This window comes from Marinobacter confluentis, from assembly GCF_004785685.1.
Taxonomy (GTDB): domain Bacteria; phylum Pseudomonadota; class Gammaproteobacteria; order Pseudomonadales; family Oleiphilaceae; genus Marinobacter; species Marinobacter confluentis.
The window spans coordinates 414,370-436,474 of sequence record NZ_SRPF01000003.1 but is presented as its reverse complement, the minus strand read 5'-3'; the positions used below and the strand labels follow the sequence as shown (position 1 = coordinate 436,474).

General features: G+C 58.6%; 21 protein-coding genes. 12 read left to right on the top strand and 9 right to left on the bottom strand.

The genetic code is table 11. From position 1 onward, the window contains the following. Positions 1 to 3: 3 nt before the first annotated feature. Positions 4 to 540: a gamma carbonic anhydrase family protein gene (locus tag E5Q11_RS12500; protein WP_135803747.1), complete on the bottom strand. Its 537-nt coding sequence runs from the start codon at positions 538 to 540 to the stop codon at positions 4 to 6. A gap of 212 nt (positions 541 to 752) precedes the next feature. On the opposite strand from E5Q11_RS12500, the gene prlC reads away from it, so the two are divergent. Continuing rightward, positions 753 to 2,798: an oligopeptidase A gene (gene prlC, locus E5Q11_RS12495; protein WP_135803746.1), complete on the top strand. Its 2,046-nt coding sequence runs from the start codon at positions 753 to 755 to the stop codon at positions 2,796 to 2,798. 15 nt (positions 2,799 to 2,813) lie between these two features. Then, on the top strand, positions 2,814 to 3,065 hold the full coding sequence (locus tag E5Q11_RS12490; protein ID WP_135803745.1) for a YheV family putative zinc ribbon protein: 252 nt from the start codon (positions 2,814 to 2,816) through the stop codon (positions 3,063 to 3,065). Between the two features lie 6 nt (positions 3,066 to 3,071). Here E5Q11_RS12490 and E5Q11_RS12485 read toward each other — a convergent pair whose 3' ends face one another. The 7 genes from E5Q11_RS12485 to E5Q11_RS12455 form a co-directional block, all read right to left on the bottom strand. After that, positions 3,072 to 3,302, bottom strand: a complete 231-nt coding sequence (locus E5Q11_RS12485; protein WP_135803744.1) for a DUF1653 domain-containing protein — start codon at positions 3,300 to 3,302, stop codon at positions 3,072 to 3,074. A 69-nt stretch (positions 3,303 to 3,371) separates the two neighbouring features. After that, on the bottom strand, positions 3,372 to 3,821 hold the full coding sequence (locus tag E5Q11_RS12480) for a group I truncated hemoglobin (RefSeq protein ID WP_135803743.1): 450 nt from the start codon (positions 3,819 to 3,821) through the stop codon (positions 3,372 to 3,374). Positions 3,822 to 3,837: 16 nt separating this feature from the next. Beyond that, positions 3,838 to 4,698 (bottom strand): DUF3034 family protein, encoded by an 861-nt coding sequence (locus tag E5Q11_RS12475; RefSeq protein ID WP_225315034.1) that lies wholly within the window; start codon positions 4,696 to 4,698, stop codon positions 3,838 to 3,840. Continuing rightward, positions 4,695 to 7,070, bottom strand: a complete 2,376-nt coding sequence (locus E5Q11_RS12470; RefSeq protein ID WP_135803742.1) for a putative bifunctional diguanylate cyclase/phosphodiesterase — start codon at positions 7,068 to 7,070, stop codon at positions 4,695 to 4,697. The genes E5Q11_RS12475 and E5Q11_RS12470 overlap by 4 nt, the downstream gene beginning before the upstream one ends. Then, a complete protein-coding gene (locus E5Q11_RS12465) occupies positions 7,070 to 7,726 on the bottom strand; it encodes a methylamine utilization protein (RefSeq protein WP_135803741.1) in 657 nt (218 codons plus the stop codon). Before E5Q11_RS12465 ends, E5Q11_RS12470 begins: the two co-directional genes overlap by 1 nt. Before the next feature lie 23 nt (positions 7,727 to 7,749). Continuing rightward, complete coding sequence (locus E5Q11_RS12460) at positions 7,750 to 8,397, bottom strand: hypothetical protein (protein ID WP_135803888.1); 648 nt, start codon at positions 8,395 to 8,397, stop codon at positions 7,750 to 7,752. 180 nt (positions 8,398 to 8,577) lie between these two features. Further along, a complete protein-coding gene (locus tag E5Q11_RS12455; protein ID WP_135803740.1) occupies positions 8,578 to 9,855 on the bottom strand; it encodes an MATE family efflux transporter in 1,278 nt (425 codons plus the stop codon). A 270-nt stretch (positions 9,856 to 10,125) separates the two neighbouring features. Between E5Q11_RS12455 and coxB the strand changes: the two genes are divergently transcribed. From coxB to E5Q11_RS12440, 3 genes are all read left to right on the top strand, one after another. Then, positions 10,126 to 11,256, top strand: a complete 1,131-nt coding sequence (gene coxB, locus E5Q11_RS12450) for a cytochrome c oxidase subunit II (RefSeq protein ID WP_135803739.1) — start codon at positions 10,126 to 10,128, stop codon at positions 11,254 to 11,256. Positions 11,257 to 11,359: 103 nt separating this feature from the next. Continuing rightward, positions 11,360 to 12,946 carry a cytochrome c oxidase subunit I gene (gene ctaD, locus E5Q11_RS12445; RefSeq protein WP_135803887.1) on the top strand — a complete coding sequence of 529 codons (1,587 nt, stop codon included), beginning with the start codon at positions 11,360 to 11,362 and terminating at the stop codon, positions 12,944 to 12,946. A 66-nt stretch (positions 12,947 to 13,012) separates the two neighbouring features. After that, entirely contained in the window at positions 13,013 to 13,900 is an 888-nt protein-coding gene (locus E5Q11_RS12440; protein ID WP_135803738.1) for a cytochrome c oxidase subunit 3, read from the top strand. A 9-nt stretch (positions 13,901 to 13,909) separates the two neighbouring features. Here E5Q11_RS12440 and E5Q11_RS12435 read toward each other — a convergent pair whose 3' ends face one another. Further along, positions 13,910 to 14,113 (bottom strand): twin transmembrane helix small protein, encoded by a 204-nt coding sequence (locus E5Q11_RS12435; protein WP_135803737.1) that lies wholly within the window; start codon positions 14,111 to 14,113, stop codon positions 13,910 to 13,912. Between the two features lie 50 nt (positions 14,114 to 14,163). Between E5Q11_RS12435 and E5Q11_RS12430 the strand changes: the two genes are divergently transcribed. The 7 genes from E5Q11_RS12430 (at position 14,164) to hrpB (ending at position 22,078) form a co-directional block, all read left to right on the top strand. Beyond that, positions 14,164 to 14,898 carry an SURF1 family protein gene (locus tag E5Q11_RS12430; RefSeq protein WP_135803736.1) on the top strand — a complete coding sequence of 245 codons (735 nt, stop codon included), beginning with the start codon at positions 14,164 to 14,166 and terminating at the stop codon, positions 14,896 to 14,898. Then, a complete protein-coding gene (locus E5Q11_RS12425; protein ID WP_191964477.1) occupies positions 14,885 to 15,532 on the top strand; it encodes a hypothetical protein in 648 nt (215 codons plus the stop codon). The genes E5Q11_RS12430 and E5Q11_RS12425 overlap by 14 nt, the downstream gene beginning before the upstream one ends. 79 nt (positions 15,533 to 15,611) lie before the next feature. Continuing rightward, positions 15,612 to 16,685: a COX15/CtaA family protein gene (locus tag E5Q11_RS12420; RefSeq protein ID WP_135803885.1), complete on the top strand. Its 1,074-nt coding sequence runs from the start codon at positions 15,612 to 15,614 to the stop codon at positions 16,683 to 16,685. Beyond that, positions 16,682 to 17,605, top strand: a complete 924-nt coding sequence (cyoE, locus tag E5Q11_RS12415; protein ID WP_135803735.1) for a heme o synthase — start codon at positions 16,682 to 16,684, stop codon at positions 17,603 to 17,605. The genes E5Q11_RS12420 and cyoE overlap by 4 nt, the downstream gene beginning before the upstream one ends. An 18-nt stretch (positions 17,606 to 17,623) precedes the next feature. Then, positions 17,624 to 18,292 (top strand): SCO family protein, encoded by a 669-nt coding sequence (locus E5Q11_RS12410; RefSeq protein ID WP_135803734.1) that lies wholly within the window; start codon positions 17,624 to 17,626, stop codon positions 18,290 to 18,292. An 84-nt stretch (positions 18,293 to 18,376) separates the two neighbouring features. Then, positions 18,377 to 19,585 carry a YbfB/YjiJ family MFS transporter gene (locus E5Q11_RS12405; RefSeq protein WP_135803733.1) on the top strand — a complete coding sequence of 403 codons (1,209 nt, stop codon included), beginning with the start codon at positions 18,377 to 18,379 and terminating at the stop codon, positions 19,583 to 19,585. Positions 19,586 to 19,597: 12 nt separating this feature from the next. After that, complete coding sequence (gene hrpB / locus E5Q11_RS12400) at positions 19,598 to 22,078, top strand: ATP-dependent helicase HrpB (protein ID WP_135803732.1); 2,481 nt, start codon at positions 19,598 to 19,600, stop codon at positions 22,076 to 22,078. Positions 22,079 to 22,105: the final 27 nt, after the last annotated feature.

The following is a 22,105-nucleotide window of genomic DNA, read 5'->3' as shown; positions in this document are numbered from 1 at the left end:
GGCTTAAGATTCGTTAAGGTACTCGTCTTTCAAACGGGCATAGTTGGCAGCGGTGTATTTGAAGAAAGTGCGTTCTTTTTCAGTCAGCGCCCGGGCCTTCTTGCAGGGCGAGCCCACGTAAAGGTGACCGGATTCCAGGGTCTTGCCCGGCGGCACCAGACAGCCAGCGGCTACGATCACTTCATCCTCGACCACTGCCCCATCCATGATGATGCAGCCCATGCCTACCAGCACCCGGCTGCCAATGGTGCAGCCGTGTAGCAATGCTTTATGGCCAACGGTCACGTCGTCCCCGATGGTCAGGGGATAACCTCCCGGGTTGTAATCACTGGCATGGGTAATGTGCAGTACGGATCCGTCCTGGATGCTGCAACGATCTCCAATCCGGATCTTGTGCATATCCCCACGAATCACCGTCATCGGCCAGACTGAAACATCATCCCCGGTTTGAACGTCGCCAATCACCACCGCACTCGGATCCACCCATGCGCGTTTACCGAAATGTGGCGTACAACCCTTGTGTGTTCGTACATTAGTCATTACATATAACCTTCGTGGTGTTTTCGTACTCTGGTGTACGGAGCATCCGGGGAAGACCTTTCCGAAACACGCTCCTTGCGGCACATCCATGTGACGCTTGGGCTCCGCCATCCATGGCTCCGCACAGTTTCGGAAAGGTCTTCCCCGGATACTCCCCCGATTATGGAGTCACCTGAAATTACATTAGATCTAAATTGCTGAGAAGGGGACTTATGAATAACCCGTTGATGACAGACGACCTGCTGCCGCGTTTCGACCACATCCGCGTTGAACATATGGAAGAGGCGATTGACCAGATTCTTAGCGAGAACCGGATGAAGATTGGTCAGATCGCTGCTCAGGAAAATCCTACCTGGGAAACCCTGGCCCAGCCGATGCAGAGCCTTGAGAACAAGCTTGAGAATGCCTGGTCGGTTATTTCACACCTCAACGGTGTGATGAACAGCGATGAACTTCGCAAGGTCTACAAAAGCTGTCTGGAAAAGCTGACTGAATATTCCACTGAGCTCAGCCAGAATGCAGAGCTTTGTGAAGCTTACAAGAAGCTCAAAGCCAGGGACGATTTCAAGGACCTGAGCGAGGCCCAGCGTAAATCTGTCGACAATACCCTGCGGGATTTCCACCTGGGCGGCGTAGATCTGCCCCAGGAACAGAAAGAGCAGTACGCGAATCTGTCCATGGAGCTGTCAGACCTGTCTAACCGCTTCAGCGATAACGTGCTGGATGCCACCCAGCACTGGTACAAACATATCACCGACGTGGCCGACCTGGCCGGGGTTCCGGACAGCGCCCTGGAAGGCGCCAGAGAGGCCGCGAAGCAGAAAGAGCTGGACGGCTACGTGATCACCCTGGATTTTCCCAGTTTTTATCCGGTTCTCACCTACTGTGAAAACCGGGAGCTGCGCCGAGAGGTCTACGAAGCCTTCGTGACCCGTGCGTCCGACGTCGGCCCTGACGGCGGCACCTGGGACAACACCCCGGTAATGGCGGAAATTCTCAAGCGCCGCCACGCCATGGCCAACCTGCTTGGCTTCGACAGCTTCGCAGAGAAGTCCCTCGCCAAGAAGATGGCCCGAAGCGTTGATGAAGTGCTGGATTTCCTGAACCAGCTAGCCGCCAAGTCCAAACCCATTGCCCAGCGGGAATTTGGCGAACTGACGGCTTTTGCCCGCGACACCCATGGTGTAGATGATTTGCAGGCCTGGGATATCGGCTATTACAGCGAGAAACTGCGCCAGCAACGCTATGATATTTCACCCGAAACCCTGCGCCCCTATTTCCCGGCGGATAAAGTGGTTTCCGGGCTTTTCCGGGTAGCGGAAAAGCTGTTTGACGTGCAGATTGAGGCAAAACCCGAGGTCGAAACCTGGCACAAGGACGCGACGGCCTACTGCATCAGCCGCGGCGGTGATCCGCTAGCCTGGTTCTATCTTGATCCCTACGCCCGTCAGGGCAAGCGTGGTGGCGCCTGGATGGCGGACTGCCGGGTGCGTTGGCGTAACCTGCGCGGTCAGCTGCAGTTGCCGGTCGCGTTCATGACCTGCAATTTCACGCCATCGGTGAATGGCAAGCCGTCACTGTTAACCCATGACGAAGTCACTACCCTGTTCCACGAGTTTGGTCACGGCCTGCACCATATGCTGACCCAGGTGGATGTGATGGATGTGTCCGGCATTAACGGTGTGGCCTGGGATGCGGTCGAGCTGCCGTCACAGTTCCTGGAAAACTGGTGCTGGAACCCGGAATCGCTGGAGCTGATCGCGTCGCATCATGAAACCGGTGAGCCGCTGCCCAAGGATCTTCTGGACAAGCTGCTGGCAGCGAAAAACTTCCAGTCCGGTATGGCCATGGTGCGCCAGCTGGAGTTCTCGTTGTTCGATTTCCGTCTGCATGCTGAGTTCACTCCGGATGCGCCCACCAATCCGCTGGATATGCACCGGCAGGTGCGCAGTGAGATCGCGGTGGTTCAGGCTCCGGAGTTCAACCGGTTCCCGAACAGCTTCTCGCACATATTCTCCGGCGGTTACGCGGCGGGCTACTACAGCTACAAATGGGCGGAAGTACTGGCGGCGGATGCCTTCTCGCTGTTTGAGGAGAAGGGCATTTTCGACCAGGACACCGGCAAGGCTTTCCTGCACAAAATCCTTGAGAAAGGTGGTTCCCAGGAGCCCATGGAGCTGTTCAAGGCCTTCCGTGGGCGCGAACCGGAAGTCGATGCCCTGCTGCGACAGAACGGGATTACTGAAGACGCCGCCTGATCATAGGAGTAAACCATGGCAACTCCAAAACGCTTCATCGCCGGCGCAGTCTGCCCACGCTGCGCCGAGATGGACAAGATCATGATGTTCACCACCGACGATGAAGATCAGGTGAGGGAATGCGTCGCCTGTGGATTCACCGATGCGGTGTCCGATACGCCGAAGCCGGAAGATGCGGAACTGCAGACCCGAGTGAACAAACGCAAGAATGAGGATGACCACACGGTGAAACAGGTGGTGTTTTTCAAATCGGGATCAGAGGAGTGATCCCGGTTATTCTTCCCCAATGAAGGCAAAGCGTGGCACCTGTTCCCCGGCGACTTCTACCGTCTCACGGAACATGACCGCCGGTCTTACCCAGAGACTGTGGTCGCCGTAGAGGCAGCGATAGATCACCATCCATTCTTCGGTTTCGCTATGACGGGCAAGGTCGATGACCTGATAGTCCCGGCCCTTGTAATGGCGATACCGGCCCGGGCGTATGTCTGGTCTCTTTTCCGTCATTGGTCGAGTCCACTAAAGTGTTGCAGCTGGGATTCAGTCTAGCTTATATCCCGGATTCAGGAAGTAGGTTCACAGATTCCGGATGTCCGGATACATTGGCACCAGGCGCTCGATCAGCCGGTTCTGGGCAGCCACAGGCACCCCGTTTGCCTCCATGGCAAGGATCAGGTTCTCCGCCAGCGCGTTGAATTCGGTATCGGTGATGTTCATATCCGCGTGGCTTTCCCGCATGCCGCGACCGGTGTAGGTGCAGGGCCCGCCGCTGACGCTGCAGAGCTGGTCGGTCAGGTTGGTGTGGAACTGCTCAACATCAACACCGGCGAAGTGTTCATTGATGCGGGTGTCGTCGACAATCAGATACAGCAGATCTTCCACGATAGTGGCGATGCCCGCGCGTTTGCCGAGCTGTTCATACAATGCCGGGGATGGGCTGGTGCTGTCGCCGCCATGCCCGCCAATACTCTGGCAACCTCCGAGTGTCAGCGTCGCCAGAACAAGGATCAGAACGGGTAACTTCATGGTGTCCTCCGGTGATTCAGAAACTGGCTTGCAGGGATAGGTAGGCGCCGGTCTGGTCTTCCAGGGTCGCCACATCACCCAGGTTGACCCAGGCCGCCGTAACCGAGACCCGGCGGTCGGGCACCCAGGCAATGAACAGGTCCCACCAGTCGTCTTCGGCGGCAAACCCCAGGTTGTCCGGCTTCTGGCGGTATTCGGTTCCTACCAGCCATCGCCGGTCAAGAAACAGGCTGACGCTGGCTTCGGCCATGGCTTCATAGCTGTCATTTCGGTCTCCGCCAAAGCCGAGCAGGCCGCCCTGGTTGGCTTTGGTCGCCCTTACCGTGCCGTTAACCAGCAGGTTGCGCCCGGCGATGGCCGCGAAGAACAGTTTGCTGCCGCCCAGGTATACGTCAGTGCCGGTGTCGTCTTCTGAGCCAATCGCTTCTGGCACCGTGTACTTGCGATTGCGCTTGTACTGCAGTCCCGCGGACCACTGGCCCCAGGGATTGTAGAGTACATCGCCGAACAGCCGCGCTTTCAGGCCCCAGATGTCCTGTACCAGTTCGTCTTCACCCAGTGCCGCGCCCAGCGTGTCCAGGTCCAGGGTCTGGCGGGCAAAGGTCAGTTCAACCCGGTTTTGCCAGGTCACACCTGCGCCCATCACATTCAGTGAGTAATCGTCAGTGGTCGCCTGGGAAAGGGTAACTGTGCCGCTCCATTCCTCATCACTGGCATAGCCATTGAGCAGTGCCCAGGGCGACAGCCCACCACCTGCGGTGCCCTCAATGGAGGTTACGCCACCGGTGGCCCAGAGACGGCTGCCCACATCGGCCTGTGCCGCTGTTGCCATGATCAGGGCGAGGCTCATGGCAATGAAGGTTATGGGGTATGTCATGACGTGGTTTCTCCGGAGGTTACCAGTTCAGGTTTCAGGGCCTGAAGGGCTTGCAGTGTGGCGGGCAGTTCCTCGGCGCCCACAGGCCGACTCATGTAAAAGCCCTGGCCGGTTTCACAGCCCCACTGTTTCAGCAGGTGCCAGGCTTCCCGGTTCTCGATGCCCTCGGCGACAATACTGAGGCCCAGCCCGTGAGCCATATCAATGGTGGATTTGACGATCAGTTGATCCTGGGGCTCGGTATCCAGCCTGAGCACAAAGGATTTGTCGATTTTCAGTTCCTGGACTGGCAGCTTGCGCAGCTGCGACAGGGATGAATAGCCGGTGCCGAAGTCATCGACGGACAGGGTGACGCCCAGCGCCCGGAGCCGGCCCAGGGTTTCAAGAGCCGTTTCGGGGTCTTCCATCAGTGCACTTTCGGTGACTTCCAGTGTGATGTCAGACATCGCCATCGGCCAGTCGGCAAACGCATCCGCAACCTCGTCGATCAGTTCGGGCCGGGTCAGGTCAAGCGCTGACAGGTTGATGGCGACACCGATATCCAGGCCGGCCCTGTGCCAGGCGCGGGCGTCTTCAGCAACCCGGGCAAGGATATGGCGGGTCAGTTCGGTAATCTGGCCGGACTGTTCGGCGAGGAAAATGAATTCTTCCGGCGAAATAAAGCCCAGGTCCGGGTGTATCCAGCGCACCAGGGCCTCGACCTGTTTGGGACGCCCGTCGGCCATGGCCAGCTTGGGTTGATAGTTCATATGCAGACCCATGCTGGAAATTGCCGTGGTCAGGTCGGCAATGATCTGAAGTTCCCGCAGATGGTTCTCGTCTCTGCCCGGCTGGTAGTGGGTGATTCGCTGGCGGGTGGTTTGCGCCATCTCGAAGGTCAGGTTCAGGCGGCGGCGGACCTGGTCGGTGTCCTGAGCGTCTTCCGGTAATTGCAGGGATACCATGGTGCAACGCAGGGCAAAAGGGGTGCTGTCGATCTGCATGGGGGCCTGAACTGCGTCCAGAATCTGGTGGGCCAGTCGGTCCAGGGCTTCACCGGTGCAGGCCTCCGCCAGCATCAGGAACTCACCGCCGCCGGTGCGCGCCAGCTCTGAATGCTCGGGCAATTCCTGGCTCAGGCGCCCGGCAACGGCTCGCAGCACCTTGTCGCCAAAGGCCAGGCCCAGGGTGTCGTTAATGTTGGGAAGCTCGTTGATCCGCAGGCCGAACAACCGGTAGGTCTCGTTGTTTCGCAGGCTTTCCCGCACACTGTTCAGAAAGGCATGGACGTTCGGTAGCCCGGTGATTTCGTCGTGGCTGGCGGCGTAGCGAATCTGCTCTTCCCGATCCCGGAGTTTGAGCAGCATCTCTCCCAGGGCGTGGCGAAGTTCAGCCAGCTCGCCCCCGGCTTTGATCGGTGGCGGTTCCGGGGATTCACCATCACCAATAGCCTTGGCGTAGCGGGCCAGGCTCAGCACCGGTTGGCCCAGGCTGCGGGCCATGATCATCGCAATCAGGGCCGCCAGTACCAGCACACTGCTGACCAGCAGCAGAATCTCGATGGCCCGCTGGTAATAGGCATTCAGGCTGGCGTCCCGGTTAATCAGCAGTAGCAGTTGCAATGGGTTGCTGGCGTTTTCCGACAGGCTGACGATTCGGGTGAAAAAGTGGGCGCTGGTGACGAAACTGCCGGCGGTCTGGGGGCCAGACCCTACATCGGCCAGTTCTGCCAGCCGGGTTTCTTCGATATCCATGGCCTCGGTCAGAAAGCGATAATCGTCGGCTTCAGAATCCCGGGTGCGAAACAGTACGTCTGTGCCGCTCAGGCGCTCGATGACATCGGTGGTCTCGCGGCCGAGACCGAAACCGGCGATCAGCTGTGCCCTCAGTCCCGGCGCTTCCACTGGAATGGTAACCAGTTCAACGGCCCGGTCATCCAGAACGACCATCTGGCTGGCGAATCCGTTGACCTGGGCCTCGGCCAGCAGGTTCAGGGTTGCCGCCTGAGCGACCAGCCCGGATGGCGGCTCGTCCGCCGCTGCCAGGGTGTTGCCGTCGCTGTCGATGATCATTGCGAAGCGGGCGCCAACCCGGCGACTCTGGTTTTCCAGGGCGCTGTCGGCCGTGACCCGGTCACGACTGGCCATGGCAGAACGGAATCCGAAATCCCGTACCACCACGTCCAGTCGGGAAAAAATCAGGCTGGTGCGTCTTTGCAGGGTTTCTTCCGCCACTCTCTCGCCCAGGCTGAGCTGTTCCGTGGCGCGGGATTTTTCATCTTCAAACAGGTACAGCATCAGCAGTGCGCCAATGCTCAGGCTGACAATGGCGACCAGTGCCACCATTGCTGACACCAGTCGCCCCCGGAACCCGATGCGATCTGCTATGGCCATCAAAGATCCCGGAAACGTTTCTGCAGTGCGTCCAGCCGCCCGGATTCTTCCACGGCAGGGGACAGGTCCAGCGTCAGTTCCACGGGTCCACTGGCGGGAACAGGTATGCTGACATCGACCGTCCGGGTGGCGTTTTCCAGCCTCGGGTGCCAAAGGCTGAGGTCAAGCTGGCCCAGGCTTGCAACGTCTGGCGGCAGTGCAACACTGGCGTTGCCGGCATCGTCAGTCTGCCCGGTCAGCGCGCTGTCGGTGACCAGGATAAAGCCCTGCATCCGGTCGTGAATGTTACAGCCGACTTCAACCACCCCGGTTTTATCAAACAGTATCGGGGCCTCCGGCTGATCCGCGTAAAGTTCGATGTTGAATACCCGCGCCGGAGAAAAAGAATAGACGTGGTGCTGGGTGGTATCCCGGTTGGGAAAGTTCACCTCTGACCCCCTGGCGATCAGCAGCGACTGAGGCTGGAACTGACGGTTTTTCTGAATCATTTCTTCGGCCGACGGTATCGCGGCGGCACCGTGATTAACAATCACCCGAGCGCCGCTGACCGGTTCGCCGGTCTGGCTGTCGACAACCTGTACGGACAGGGTTGCGGGCTCCGCCGCCAGGCCCAGCGGAACCAGTGCCAGCAGCAGAACTATCCAGTTTTTTGACATTGGTTTTACCACTCACGCGTTTACTACTCAACGCCCCCCAGAGAAAGGCGGATATGATTGCGCACCAGCAGATTATCCCAATACTGCTTCATCCAATCCCACGCAGCGTTCCTGGTTTGATCTACGAACGGATCCAGATTCAGTTCGTAATAATCCGGCGTGCCCGCAATCTGTAACACGGTGACGGTTATGGATTGATCCAGTTCGTTGGCAAAAGGTTCGCCAATCAACTGGTGTGCCAGCAGGTTCGCCCGTGTTGCTTCCACGTCTACCAGTTCGCTGGCACGGGTACAGCGGTTGTTTTCACACATCTCTTCCATCAGACGGTGGCACAGATAAGCCCTGATCAACAGCCCACCCAGGCCGTCATAGCGTACCAGCAGTACCGAGGGTTGAGTAAAGTAACCAATTGCAGCTTTTATGAAGGGCGCGAACAGAGCGGAGTTCCCGGCTTCGGCAGCGCAGGCCTCGACGCATTCGATCAGCCTGGGGGCCATCTCGATGTATTCCACCGCAAACTGGAACAGACAGCCGGCCGGCTGGTAGCCTTCAATCACAATGGTCGACGGCAATGCCGCTGCGCTTTCCTGCATCTGCCGGAGAAAGGCGCCAGATCGTGCTTCCTGGCGCCTTGCCTGATCGATGATATCTAGCACGGCCGTTGGTGTCATTTGAGGAGATGCCAGTGTCTGAACGGAATAGGGTCGCAAGGCGCCTCCTTTTGTCAGGAGCAGAATCGCTGGTGACAGGATGTTGTGGCTGGCTGGGCCAAACGCCTGCTTTTACCGACAAGTGTAGACGAGATTCCGCAATCTGCCCGGCCAGTTGTCCGGGTTGAAACCGACAGAGGATCAGGACTGCGTGGGCACGAACCAGCGGTCGTGGCGGGTGTGTTGCAGGCACAGCCATCCCATGGACAGGGCTCGCGCAAGCATCAGACTGATCAGTGCGAACCAGAGCCCGTGGTTTCCCCAGCCGGTGGTCAGCCACCAGACTGGAAGAAACACCAGCCCCGCAGACATCAGCATGGTGTTTTGCATGTCCCGGGTTCGGGTTGCGCCAATGAACACGCCATCTAGCAGAAAGCCCCAGACCGCAGTCAGCGGTAATGCCCATAGCCAGGGCAGATACTGCCAGGCGGTCTGGCGGACTTCCTCGATGCCTGTCAGCAGGGCAATCAGGGTTTTCCCGCCAAGCACAAACGCCACCGTAAACAGAACCGAGCCCCATAGTGACCAGCGCAGGGCGACCCGGAATACGCGTTTGAACTGGGCCCGGTCACCCTGCCCGACCGCCTCGCCGATCAGCGCCTCGGCGGCGTTGGCAAAGCCATCCAGGCCGTTGGAAATCACCAGCAGGAAAGTGATCAGAACCGCGTTGGCGGCCAGGATGGTATCCCCCTGGCGGGCGCCCTGGGCGGTGAAAAAGGCCAGCACCAGCAGCAAAGCGATGGTACGAACCATGATATAGCGGTTTACCCGCAGGATGGTCAGATAATCCCTTAACTGGCCAAAAAGCGCGCGGGTAAGACGCTGGCCGGCAGGCATCCTGTTCAGCACCAGCCAGAAACCCACCGCGGCCGCAGAGTATTCCGCAATAACGGTCGCGGCCGCCACGCCGGCACTGTTCCAGCCCAGCACGGTCACGAACAGGACATCCAGAATGATGTTCAGGCCATTGGCGACAATCAGCATGATCATCGGGCCTTTGGGATTCTGGGTGCCAATCAGCCAGCCAACCAGGGTGTACTGGCAAAGTACCGCGGGTGCGCTCCAGATTCTGATACCTGCATATTCAGCCGCCAGCCCGGTAACGTTCGGGCTTGGATTCATTAACGTCAGGCCGGTGCTGATCAGTGGGTTGTGGAGCAGAATCAGCAACAGACCGATTGCTACGGCCAGCAACACCGAGCGCAAAAGCAGTGCAATCTGGGCAAATTCATCCCGTTTCCCCCACGCCTGCGCGGCCAGGCCGGTGGTGCCCATGCGCATGAACCCGAAGGTCCAGTATAGAATGCTGAAAAGATTGGCACCGATGGCCACAGCACCCAGGTATTCCGGGCTTTCCAGATGCCCGAGCACGGCCGTATCCACCAGCCCCAGCAGCGGTACCGTCAGATTGGTAAGCATCAGCGGCCAGGCCAGTGCCCAAAGCCGACGATCTGTCTGCGAAAGCGCTTTCGCGGTTCTACTCTGTGTTCTGTTGATAGGAAAAAGTGCCTTCTTTTATTTAAATCTGGTCGCTGGGACTTTCGAATTATTTCGGAATGTGCCTATACTTGGGCCTGATTTATCCATAGCAGGCTTCCGTTCTGGCCAGAATAGTGTGTGCGAACACCGTTCGGGGCAGAAGGATTGGTCGCGAAATCCGACAAGAATAACACTCTGTGGAGACACAGTATGCGCGTGCAAGCAAGACGGGCAGGTGCTCTCTTGGGTGGACTGATGTTCCCGGCGATGTCCATGGCGGACTGGACCCTGAACATGAGCCCAGGAGTCACCGGCACCAGTAACGAAATTTTTGACCTTCACATGACCATCCTCTGGATCTGCGTCATCATCGGCGTTGTGGTCTTCGGTATCATGTTCTGGTCCATATTTGCTCATCGGAAATCCAGGGATCCCGACCGCAAGCCGGCAAACTTCCACGAGAATACTCTGGTTGAGATTCTCTGGACCGTCATACCGCTGGTTATTCTGGTGGTTATGGCCATTCCCGCCACCGCCACACTCGTGGACATGTACGACACCACCGAAGCCGAGATTGACATCAAGGTCACCGGTTACCAGTGGCGCTGGAAGTACGATTACATCGACGAAGAGTTCGGGTATTTCTCCAACATCTCCACTAGCGATGACGAAATCTACAACCGGACCGAGAAGGGCGAAAACTACCTGTTGGATGTGGATAACCCGATGGTGATCCCGACCAATACCCGGGTTCGTCTGCTGTTGACCGCCAACGATGTGATTCACAGCTGGTGGGTGCCGGCGTTCGGTCTGAAGAAAGACGCTATTCCAGGGTTTATTAACGAAATCTGGACGCAAGTGGATGAACCCGGCATTTACCGCGGGCAGTGCACTGAGCTGTGCGGCATAAAACACGGCTTTATGCCAGTGGTTGTCAAAGCGGTTCCGCGTGAGGAATACGACGCCTGGATTAACGAGCAGACAGCAGCGGCTCAGGCCGAGGCCGAACTCACCGAGAAAGACTGGACCATGGCGGAGCTGATGGAGCGTGGCGAGAAGGCTTATGCCTCGGCCTGCGCCGCCTGTCACCAGCCTGATGGCACTGGCGCGCCACCGGCATTCCCCGCTCTGAAAGGGAGTCAGATGGCCCTTGAAGACATGCAAGGCCACATTGATATTGTCGTGAACGGGTCTTCCGGCACCGCCATGCAGGCCTTCGGGGATCAGTTGAGCGAGGTTGACCTTGCTGCCGTCATTACCTACGAGCGGAATGCATGGGGTAATGACACCGGTGAAATGGTCACGCCCAAAGAGATCTTCGATTACAAGAACCAGGAATGATTGAACACCTGGTGCCGGAGAAACGCTTCGGCATCAGGTTTTTGACCACTTGCAGATTAATGACATCACCAGCCTGAACAAGCAGGCGGTAACGGGGGTTTTCATGAGTGCGGTTACAGATACCCACGCCCAGGACGATCATCACCACGGCCCTGCCAAGGGCATAACTCGGTGGCTGTTGACGACTAACCACAAGGATATCGGGTCCATGTACCTGATATTCAGTTTCACCATGTTCCTGCTTGGCGGGGCCATGGCGATGGTCATCCGCGCTGAGCTGTTCCAGCCCGGGCTGCAGATCGTCCAGCCGGAATTCTTCAACCAGATGACCACCATGCATGGTCTGATCATGGTGTTCGGCGCGGTAATGCCAGCTTTCGTCGGCCTGGCCAACTGGATGCTTCCACTGATGGTGGGTGCGCCCGATATGGCTCTGCCACGAATGAACAACTGGAGTTTCTGGTTGCTGCCCTGCGCTTTCCTGATCCTGGTGTCCACCCTGTTCATGGAAGGTGGTGCGCCCAACTTCGGCTGGACCTTCTACGCGCCCTTGTCGACGACCTACGGCCCACCGAGTACCACCTTCTTTATCTTCGCCGTACACATCATGGGTGTGTCGTCCATCATGGGTGCCATTAACGTGGTTGCCACGATCCTGAATATGCGGGCGCCGGGCATGACCCTGATGAAGATGCCCCTGTTCGTCTGGACCTGGCTGATTACGGCGTTCCTGCTGATTGCAGTTATGCCCGTTCTGGCAGGTGTGGTCACCATGATGCTGATGGACATCAACTTCGGCACCAGCTTCTTCGATGCGTCTGGTGGCGGTGACCCGGTGTTGTTCCAGCACGTGTTCTGGTTCTTCGGACACCCCGAGGTTTACATCATGATTCTGCCTGCGTTCGGCGCGGTGTCTCATATCATCCCTGCCTTCTCGCGCAAGCCGCTGTTCGGTTATGCCTCCATGGTTTACGCCGTCGGTGCCATTGCCCTGCTGTCCTTCGTGGTCTGGGCTCACCACATGTTCACTGTGGGTATCCCGATTGCCGGTCAGCTGTTCTTCATGTACGCCACCATGCTGATCGCGGTGCCAACCGGGGTGAAGGTCTTTAACTGGGTAGCCACCATGTTCCGGGGTTCCCTGACGTTTGAAGCCCCCATGCTGTTCGCGGTGGCCTTCGTCATCCTGTTCACCATCGGCGGCTTCTCTGGCCTGATGCTGGCGATTGCGCCGGCGGACTTCCAGTACCACGACACCTACTTTGTGGTTGCTCACTTCCACTATGTACTGGTGCCTGGTGCCATCTTCGGTATCTTTGCGTCAGCCTACTTCTGGCTGCCCAAGTGGACCGGCCACATGTACGACGAAACCCTGGCCAAGACCCATTTCTGGCTATCCTTCGTCGGCATGAACCTGGCGTTCTTCCCGATGCACTTCCTGGGACTGGCCGGCATGCCGCGCCGTATTCCCGACTATGCTCTGCAGTTCGCTGATTTCAACATGGTCTCCAGCATCGGCGCCTTCATGTTCGGCGCGACCCAGATCCTGTTCCTGGTGATCGTGGTCAAGTGTGTGAGAGGCGGTGAGAAAGCGTCGGCCAAGCCCTGGGACGGTGCAGAAGGTCTGGAGTGGACAGTGCCATCGCCGGCGCCGTACCACACCTTCGCGACACCGCCGGAAGTGAAATAAGGGCGGGCAACTGATTGCCCGCAGTCACAACAATAATCGATAACGGACAAGCCATCGGAGACTGTCATGGCGGATAACCAGACCTATTACGTGCCGGAACAGAGCAAGTGGCCGATTGTGGCCACCGTCGGCCTGGGTGTAATGATGTATGGCCTCGCGTCCATCATGGTGGATGGCAAGCAGGGCGTGGATACCATGGGAGCCTGGATCACATTCTGGATCGGCTCAGCGATCATGGTTTACATGCTGTTCGGATGGTTCGGCAACGTCATCAAGGAAAGCCGCTCCGGGTTATACAGCGCGCAGATGGACCGCTCCTTCCGTTGGGGAATGAGCTGGTTCATTTTTTCCGAGGTGATGTTCTTCGCGGCGTTCTTCGGCGCTCTTTTCTACGCCCGTATGTTCGCGATTCCCTGGCTGGGTGGAGAGGGCGACAAGGGCAGCACCAATATGCTCTGGGAAGGTTTCCAGGCGACCTGGCCGCTGCTCAATACCCCGGATCCTGAAGCCTATCCTGCGCCTTCAGGCATCATCGGACCCTGGGGTCTGCCGTTGATCAACACCGTCCTGTTGGTAACCTCTTCCTTCACCCTGACCGTTGCCCACCATGCACTCAAGGAAAGTCATCGCCAGAAAACAAAGATCTGGCTTGCGGCTACCATTGCCCTGGCACTGGTTTTCGTCTGTGTACAGGGTTACGAGTACGTGCACGCTTACCAGGATCTTGGCCTGACCCTGCAGTCAGGTATCTACGGCAGTACCTTCTTCATGTTGACCGGCTTCCATGGCGCCCACGTGATTCTAGGTACATTGATGCTGGTCATCATGCTGATCCGCATACAGAAAGGCCATTTCACGGCTGAAAACCACTTCGGTTTTGAAGCCGCGGCGTGGTACTGGCACTTTGTGGACGTCGTCTGGCTGGGGCTGTTCGTGTTCGTATACGTGCTCTGAAACTAGCATTCAGGGGGTCGGATTAAGCGTCAGGCCCCCTTGCCACAGTGACAGCATAATAACCGCCAGCAGCGCTACGCTCAGGGCGACCCGCAGTGCAAGGGAATTGAGAACCCTGTTGGTTTTCCCGCCATCCCGTATCAGAAAGAACAACCCGCTGAAAAGGCTCACCAAAACGGCCAGCAAGAGAACAACGATGAGAATCTTCAGCATGATAGGTCCTGTAGTGTAATGCGTGGTTTTATTCGCCACTATAACAGACCATGTCTGATAGGGTCTCAGTGAGCAACCGGCGTTGGTGTTTTGACTGGCGGCTGCTGGTCTTTTCAGGCCTGTTCCTGCCCGCGCTTCTGTTTCTGGGTGTATGGCAACTGGACAGGGCAGAGGAAAAAGAGGTTCTGCTTGCCCAATGGGAAACCCGGAGCAACCAGCTTGATTGGCCGGCGCATCTCGAGCAGGGCCTTGAACCGGGCCAGCCGGTAACGCTTCGCGGCCGCTACCGGTCGATAACCTGGTTGCTGGATAACCGTACCCGGGATGGTGCACCGGGTTATGAAGTATTAACCCTTTTCCAGCCGGAAGCGGGTACGCCTCTGGTTATCAACCGGGGATGGGTGCAGGCGCCACGCCGGCGCGAGCAGCTTCCTGATGTACAGACACCATCGGGGGCAGTCACGCTCTCCGGTCGGCTGAGTGACTATCCGCAGCCGCCGGTGCTGATGGAGACGCCGCAGAGCCAGGGCCAGTGGCCGAGGCGTGTTCAGGCATTGGCTCGGTCCGATGTGGAAGCGGCGGGCCAGGCCGCAGCGCCGCTGATAATGCGCCTTGACGACAGTGATCAGCCCGGCGCCTACCGTGCGGACTGGGCACCGGACCTGATGGGGCCGCAGACTCATTACGGCTATGCGGTGCAATGGTTTTCTCTGGCCCTGGCACTGGTTATATTGACGTTGGTGGCGAGCTACCGAAAAACGGGAAACAACGATGACAACGGCTGAGTCCATGAACCAGAAGAATGCAAACGACAACAAGATGTCACCGGAGCAGGTCCGGCGTGGTCGTAGAATGGCGCTGTTGCTGTTCGCCGTGGGCTTTGGCCCGATGATCCTGGCAACAGTGATGTATTACACCGGTTGGCTCAACCCGACCGGCCACAGTAATCATGGAGAATTGTTACAGCCGCCAGTCCAGGTTGCTGAATTGCAGCTCAACGGCGCCGATAGCCAGCCCTTGTCAGACCGGTTTGGCCCGGAGCTGGAGGAGCCGGAATGGATGCTGCTGGTTGTTGCCGATAATTGTGGAACCGCCTGTGAGGAACTTCTCTATCGGGCCCGCCAGGTTAATATCGCGCTGGGCAAGAATGCCAATCGGGTGAATCGGTCAGCCTGGGTGGGTAGCATGAGTGACGATCTGGCCGAGCGTTGGCCGGAAGAATATTCCTCCATGGAAAGAGTAAGCCAGGCGAGTAATACCAGCGCTGCCCTGCCGCCAGGCATTGACCCGGCCCAGCAGCCCCGCATTCTGGTCATCGATCCTTTCGGGAATATCATCATGCATTACGGCAGCGAACATACTGGCAAGGAAATGCTGAATGATCTCAAACATCTGTTGAAACTGTCACAGATCGGTTAGCCCTGTTTCCGGAGAATTTCACTTGAACCCTTCTCAGCGTTCCTTTTCAGACCGTGCAGACCTGCTGGCCAAGGCAGCCATGGCGGCTGCCTTCTTTGCCGTAGTTGTTATCATGCTCGGCGCCTGGACCCGGCTTGTGCATGCCGGGCTTGGCTGTCCGGACTGGCCGGGTTGCTATGGATTCCTGACGGTCCCCCAGGATGAAGCCCGCATGGCCATCGCCAACGCCCGTTTTCCGGATACGCCCGTGGACGTGGAAAAAGGCTGGCCCGAGATGATTCATCGCTATGCCGCCGGTATTCTCGGGTTAATCGTGTTTGGCCTGGCCGGTTACGCCGTGCGTCACCGTCGGGAAGGTTTGCCGGTGAAGCTGCCCCTGTTCATCGCGGCATTCATTCTGCTCCAGGGCGCCTTCGGCATGTGGACGGTCACCCTGAAACTCTGGCCCCAGGTGGTGGCGCTGCATTTGCTGGGCGGCTTTACCACGCTCAGTCTGCTTACTCTGCTGACCTTGCGCCTACGCCGACTGGCCAGAGCAGAGGCGCCCCAAGCCGGGCAGGATGAGTCACCGCCAGCCCATTCGGCCGCCATTTCCTTGCGAGGGTTCCGGCCTTGGCTGTACGGAGGCCTTGTTCTGGTCGTCATGCAGATTGCGCTCGGCGCCTGGACTGCCGCCAACTACGCTGCGGTTGCCTGCACAGACCTTCCGACCTGTCAGGGTGAATGGTGGCCGGCAGATATGGATTTTCAGCACGGTTTTGATATTACCCAACAGGTCGGCCCCAATTACCTGGGCGGTCAGCTGACGGCCGATGGTCGTGTGGCCATTCACGTCACTCACAGGGTTGGCGCTCTGGTGGTACTCGGGTATTTCACGGTATTGCTGATGATGTTGTGGCGGCGGGTAAAAGGCACTCCGATGGTTTGGCATCTTGCGCTGGTGGCGACGGTGCTGACACTGCAGATTCTGCTTGGTCTGGCGAACGTTATCTTCCACATTCCACTGTCTGTTGCGATAGCCCACAACGCCATGGGCGCCGGCCTTTTGCTCACTGTAATAAACCTGATCTGGCGTCTTCATCGCGTACCGGTTAGCCTGTCGGGCCGAGCCACTGAAAACACAATAATGAACGATCGAGAGGTGACCGCATGAGCGAGCACGTTGAAAGGCTGCCCGCACAGGCTTCCGGTGAATCTGTCCCATCCGCAGGTATTACCTGGCGGGACTACCTGGAGCTCACCAAGCCAACCGTGGTCGCCATGATGATCCTCACCTCGGTGATTGGAATGCTGCTGGCCACCTCGGGAGTGCCCGGTTGGGAAGTGCTGTTTTACGGTAACCTGGGCATCGCCCTGCTGGCTGGTGCGGCCGCGGTCGTTAACCACGTTGTCGACCAGAAAATCGATACGGTGATGGCCCGAACCCGCAAACGGCCGGTGGCTACCGGCAAGATCGCACCCCTTGATGCCATGGTTTTTGCCACCGGGCTCGCCATCGCGGGTATGGTGATTCTGGTCTGGCAGGTGAACGCGCTGACCGCCTGGCTGACACTGGCATCATTGGTGGGTTATGCCGGTGTCTATACCCTGTTCCTCAAGCGTATGACCCCCCAGAACATTGTTATTGGCGGGCTGGCCGGCGCCATGCCGCCCCTGCTGGGCTGGACCGCAGTGACAGGGCAGATCGACGGCCATGCCCTGCTGCTGGTACTGATCATCTTCGCCTGGACACCGCCACACTTCTGGGCGCTGGCCATTCATCGCAAAGAAGAGTACGCCAAGGCGGGTATCCCGATGTTGCCGGTCACCCATGGCAACCGTTATACCGAACTCCACATACTGCTGTACACGTTGATCCTGCTGGCGGTCAGCCTGTTGCCCTTCGTGACGGGGATGTCCGGTGTGATCTATCTGGCCGGTGCACTGGCACTGGGGGCTCGTTTCCTGCAGTACGCGGTTCGCCTGCTGAGAGGTGACGACCGTCGGGTCGCCCTGGCCACCTTCAAATACTCAATCACTTACCTGATGGCGTTGTTTGTGTTCCTGCTCGTCGATCACTTTGTGTTTTTCTGAGGCCTACACGGAGACAATATGACGCGGTCCCTCCGCCTGACAGTTACCATTCTGTGCCTGATGGTCGTTCTTGTTTTCGGGATGGTGATCGCGCGTCAGACGTTTTTTGCCGGCCCTGAGGAACCGACACCGGCGCCTGTGCTCAGCGACATCAACGTCTATGTGTATGACAAGCCGCGAGCGCTCCCGGATTTCCAGCTGATTGACGAGAACGGCGACCCGTTTACGCCGGATGACCTGAAAGGCCATTGGACTTTCGCGTTCGTGGGCTACACCAACTGCCCGGATATCTGCCCCGCTGCCATGGCCAGCCTTCGCAAGACGGACAGCCTGTTACCGGCAAACCTGCCCCAACCGGAATACCTGCTGATTACCGCTGATCCAGAGCACGATACTCCCGAAAAGCTCCGTGATTATGTGGGTTTTTTCGGGGACGATTTCCATGGTGCGACGGGCGAGTTGAGCGTACTCAGAGAACTGGCCAAGAGCCTCGGCGCCGTCTTTGTTCATCGCGAGGTCGAAGAGGACCTGCTAGTGGACCACAGTGGCCACTTTGCCCTGATCAATCCTGAGGGTGAAATGGCGGCGATTATCCAGCCGCCCCACAAGCCTGAAGATATCGCCAGTGCATTCCGCAAGATTTACCAATGGACCCGGGAAAATCACCCTCGGGCTTCCCAGTCCTAATTGCCTGAAGGCCTACGCCTTAAGTGACACTTACGTCCTGCGTTAACTGGTTTAAACTGCCTGGTTTTCGCTGAGGCTTCTGTTATGCCAGATTCTCGCCTGTCTCCCATCAACCCAAAGGAAATGCTGACCGTATTGGCGGCCGGCGCAGTCCTGTTAGTGGTTACCCATGGGCTGGGTCGATTTATTTTTACGCCTCTGCTGCCTTACCTGGTCGAGGACGGCCAGGTCACGGCGGAACAGGGCGCATCGGTTGCGACCTGGAATTACCTTGGCTATCTTTTGGGTGCACTCCTGGCCATTCGCTGGCACCGGATCGGTCAGATTCGGCGCTTGTTACCTGCCGCCCTGGCATTTCACCTTGTCACCACCCTTGCCATGGCCCTGACGGATAATCTGTTCGCGATGTCGGCGGTGCGACTGCTTAACGGCATCGCCAACGGCATTGTCTTCGTCCAGGCGCCGGCTCTGATACTGGAATGGCTGGCCCGTCGCAACCGGGTAGCACTCAGTGGGCATCTCTACATTGGCGTGGGTCTTGGCCTGTTGCTTTCCAGTGGTCTGGTCAGCTTAAGCTCAGACTGGCTTGCGGGCAGCCAGCGATGGTGGCCTGCATTGGTCCTTTCTGTCCCCCTCGCCTGGTGGGCCACTTCAAGGTTGCTGGAACTGGAAGTACCCCCACAGGCAGCCGCAAGTGCCGGTGAGAAAAACCATGACACATCGGCGCTGTTTGACCGCGCCAGCGTTCCCTTGTTTCTCTCCTATGCCGGTGCCGGGCTGGGATATATCCTGCCCATGACCTTTCTGCCGCTGCTGGCGAAAGACCAGTTACCTGCAAATCACTGGCTGATGGACGGTGCCTGGTTTGTGGCGGCCGTAGCTGCCATTGTATCGCCGGCCCTGTGGAATGGCCTTGGCGCCAGATTTGGAGACCTTCCAGCCCTGAAAATGAATTTCATCATTCAACTGACCGGCGTCATGGCGGCTGTGATTCTGCCCGGCGCTATCGGCCTGGTGCTTTGCGCGGTCCTGGTGGGCAGCACCTTTATAGGCACGGTGATGCTTACCCAGCGAATCGGCCGCGCCCTTCACCCACACCAGGGGCCGCGGTTGTCTGCGGCAATGATCTCGGTATACGGTTTTACCCAGATGGCCGGGCCCTGGCTGACCCGGCAATGGCTGGAAGCCAGCGGCACCCTGACGTCAGCATTTGGCATTGGCGTGGCTGCACTGGCCTTTGGCCTGGTTTTCCTGTTTTTTGTGCCGTCACCAGAGGAGCGGGCAACCCCGTAACATAGCCCTTTGATGCTGCCGATAACCCAAATCATCCCGGATTTTCTGCAAGCCCTTGCCACCCAAAAGACGGTATTGCTGCAGGCACCGCCGGGCGCTGGCAAAACCACACGGGTGCCGCTGGCACTGCTGGACGCCCCCTGGCGCAGTGGCCGACGGATCCTGATGCTGGAGCCAAGAAGATTGGCTGCAAGGTCGGCAGCACGTTTTATGGCTTTACAGTTGGGTGAACAGCCAGGCCAGACTGTCGGTTACCGGACCCGACTGGACACCAGAGTGACATCCGAAACCGTTATTGAGGTGGTTACCGAAGGCATCCTTACCCGGATGATCCAGAGTGATCCAGCACTCGAAGCCTACGCAGTGGTAATTTTCGATGAATTTCATGAACGATCTTTGCAGGCCGATCTGGGGCTGGCACTGGTCAGGGAATCGCGACAGGCGCTGCGGGAAGATCTTCGAGTTATCCTGATGTCGGCCACCCTGGATACTGCGCCTATTGCCCGAATGCTGGGGAATGTACCCGTGCTGACCAGCGAAGGCCGGGCTTTTCCAGTGGACATCGCTTATCGACCTTTGCCCCGGAACGGCCAGATGGTGGACCACTCTGTTTCGGTCATCACCCAAGCCCTGGCAGAACAGGAAGGTTCGCTGTTGGTATTCCTGCCCGGCGCTGGGGAAATCCGCCGTGCCCAGCGACAACTGCAGACCCGGGTCAGCGACGATGTCATGATTACACCCCTTTACGGCAACCTGAGAAACGATGAACAGGACCGGGCCATTGCCCCTGCACCCGAGGGTTATCGAAAGGTGGTTCTGGCCACCGCCATTGCCGAATCCAGTCTGACGATCGAAGGCGTACGGGTGGTCATTGACAGCGGCCAGCAGCGCCGGGCCCTGTTCGATGCCAACAGCGGCATGACCCGGCTAGTCACCGGCTGGGTGTCCAAAGCCTCCGCTGAGCAGCGCAAAGGGCGCGCCGGCCGTCTTGAACCCGGTATCTGTTACCGACTCTGGAGCGAGTCAGCCCAGTTCGGTCTCGCTGAATTCACGCCCCCCGAAATCCAGGAAGCAGATCTGGCTCCGCTGGTGCTGGAGCTTGCCCAGTGGGGCGCAAGGTCACCGGAGCAGCTGGAATGGATTGAGCGGCCACCGGCCGCGAACTGGCAGCAGGCCGTCGACTTGCTGCAATGGCTGGACATGCTCGACGACAACGGTGCCATTACCGAACACGGCAAGCAGGCGCGGGAGCTGGGCGTGCACCCAAGGCTGGCTCATATGATTCTGCGGGGTCGCGGCATTGGCCAGGGTTATCTCGCTGCGGAACTGGCTGCCTTGCTGGAAGAGCGAGACCTGGCGGGTCGATCCGCCGGGGCTGACATGCACGAACGGGTGCGCCTGCTTCGAGCCGGAGATCAGACGGACAGTGTTGACACCCCCAGGATCAAAGCCATACGAAGATCCCTGGTGCGGCTATTGGCAAAGGGCGAGCAGCCAGGGCAGATGCCCAGTGATCAGGAAGTGGGGCGGCTGCTGGCTCTGGCCTACCCGGACCGGATTGCACTGAAACGCCCTGGAGACACCCCCCGCTACCGGCTCAGTAACGGGCGCGGCGCCGCCCTCCGTGACGAGGATCCCCTGGCACGACACCAATGGCTGGCGGCCGCCGAGCTGGATGGCAAGGCCAGAGAAGCAACCATCTATCTGGCGGCACCGGTTGACCCCGCTTTCCTGGAGCTGGATCTGGCGAACCATATCCATGAGGCGGAAGAGGCACTGTGGGACAATGCCCGCGGCACAGTGGTGGCCCGCCGTGTTCGCAAGCTGGGGCAACTGGTGCTGGAAGAAACTGACTTGCCGGCACCATCCCCGGAATTGTTGCAACAGGGCTTGCTGGCTGCGGTGCGGAAAAAGGGGCTGAAAAGCCTGCCATGGACGCCCGCGAGTGAGCAGTGGCTTGCCCGGGTTTCGCTGCTGTCGCAGTGTTTTCCACAGGAATGGCCGGACCTGAGTCAGACCTGGCTGACAGACAACCTGGAAGCCTGGCTGGGCCCTTTCCTGGCAGGTTTGAGCCGCTGGCGGGACCTGGAAAAACTCAACCTGCATCAGGCGCTGGCCAGCCTGTTGGATTACCGGCAACAGCAGATGCTGGATGAGCTAGCCCCGGCCCGCCTGAGCATTCCCACCGGGCAGTCTGTCACCCTGGATTACACCGCGGCAAACGGACCTGTGCTGTCCGCCAAACTCCAGGCCCTGTTCGGCTGGCACACTACGCCAACCGTCGCCGGTGGCCGGGTGCCGTTGGTTATCCACCTGCTTTCTCCGGCCCAGCGCCCACTGGCAGTAACGGCAGATCTGGCCAGTTTCTGGCAGAACGTCTATCCGGACGTGCGAAAGGACATGCGCGGGCGTTATCCCAAGCATCCCTGGCCGGAAGATCCCCTGACGGCGACCGCCAGCCAAAGAACAAAAAATAACCAGTTGCGGGATTGAAAAAGCCGTATAGAATGCGCTCAATTT

What these genes read in the sequence shown, in the direction of transcription:
- E5Q11_RS12500 (WP_135803747.1), bottom strand. Translation starts at nt 540, where the DNA reads ATGACTAATGTACGAACACACAAGGGTTGTACGCCACATTTCGGTAAA.
- prlC (WP_135803746.1), top strand. Translation starts at nt 753, where the DNA reads ATGAATAACCCGTTGATGACAGACGACCTGCTGCCGCGTTTCGACCAC.
- E5Q11_RS12490 (WP_135803745.1), top strand. Translation starts at nt 2,814, where the DNA reads ATGGCAACTCCAAAACGCTTCATCGCCGGCGCAGTCTGCCCACGCTGC.
- E5Q11_RS12485 (WP_135803744.1), bottom strand. Translation starts at nt 3,302, where the DNA reads ATGACGGAAAAGAGACCAGACATACGCCCGGGCCGGTATCGCCATTAC.
- E5Q11_RS12480 (WP_135803743.1), bottom strand. Translation starts at nt 3,821, where the DNA reads ATGAAGTTACCCGTTCTGATCCTTGTTCTGGCGACGCTGACACTCGGA.
- E5Q11_RS12475 (WP_225315034.1), bottom strand. Translation starts at nt 4,698, where the DNA reads ATGACATACCCCATAACCTTCATTGCCATGAGCCTCGCCCTGATCATG.
- E5Q11_RS12470 (WP_135803742.1), bottom strand. Translation starts at nt 7,070, where the DNA reads ATGGCCATAGCAGATCGCATCGGGTTCCGGGGGCGACTGGTGTCAGCA.
- E5Q11_RS12465 (WP_135803741.1), bottom strand. Translation starts at nt 7,726, where the DNA reads ATGTCAAAAAACTGGATAGTTCTGCTGCTGGCACTGGTTCCGCTGGGC.
- E5Q11_RS12460 (WP_135803888.1), bottom strand. Translation starts at nt 8,397, where the DNA reads ATGACACCAACGGCCGTGCTAGATATCATCGATCAGGCAAGGCGCCAG.
- E5Q11_RS12455 (WP_135803740.1), bottom strand. Translation starts at nt 9,855, where the DNA reads ATGCTTACCAATCTGACGGTACCGCTGCTGGGGCTGGTGGATACGGCC.
- coxB (WP_135803739.1), top strand. Translation starts at nt 10,126, where the DNA reads ATGCGCGTGCAAGCAAGACGGGCAGGTGCTCTCTTGGGTGGACTGATG.
- ctaD (WP_135803887.1), top strand. Translation starts at nt 11,360, where the DNA reads ATGAGTGCGGTTACAGATACCCACGCCCAGGACGATCATCACCACGGC.
- E5Q11_RS12440 (WP_135803738.1), top strand. Translation starts at nt 13,013, where the DNA reads ATGGCGGATAACCAGACCTATTACGTGCCGGAACAGAGCAAGTGGCCG.
- E5Q11_RS12435 (WP_135803737.1), bottom strand. Translation starts at nt 14,113, where the DNA reads ATGCTGAAGATTCTCATCGTTGTTCTCTTGCTGGCCGTTTTGGTGAGC.
- E5Q11_RS12430 (WP_135803736.1), top strand. Translation starts at nt 14,164, where the DNA reads ATGTCTGATAGGGTCTCAGTGAGCAACCGGCGTTGGTGTTTTGACTGG.
- E5Q11_RS12425 (WP_191964477.1), top strand. Translation starts at nt 14,885, where the DNA reads ATGACAACGGCTGAGTCCATGAACCAGAAGAATGCAAACGACAACAAG.
- E5Q11_RS12420 (WP_135803885.1), top strand. Translation starts at nt 15,612, where the DNA reads ATGGCGGCTGCCTTCTTTGCCGTAGTTGTTATCATGCTCGGCGCCTGG.
- cyoE (WP_135803735.1), top strand. Translation starts at nt 16,682, where the DNA reads ATGAGCGAGCACGTTGAAAGGCTGCCCGCACAGGCTTCCGGTGAATCT.
- E5Q11_RS12410 (WP_135803734.1), top strand. Translation starts at nt 17,624, where the DNA reads ATGACGCGGTCCCTCCGCCTGACAGTTACCATTCTGTGCCTGATGGTC.
- E5Q11_RS12405 (WP_135803733.1), top strand. Translation starts at nt 18,377, where the DNA reads ATGCCAGATTCTCGCCTGTCTCCCATCAACCCAAAGGAAATGCTGACC.
- hrpB (WP_135803732.1), top strand. Translation starts at nt 19,598, where the DNA reads ATGCTGCCGATAACCCAAATCATCCCGGATTTTCTGCAAGCCCTTGCC.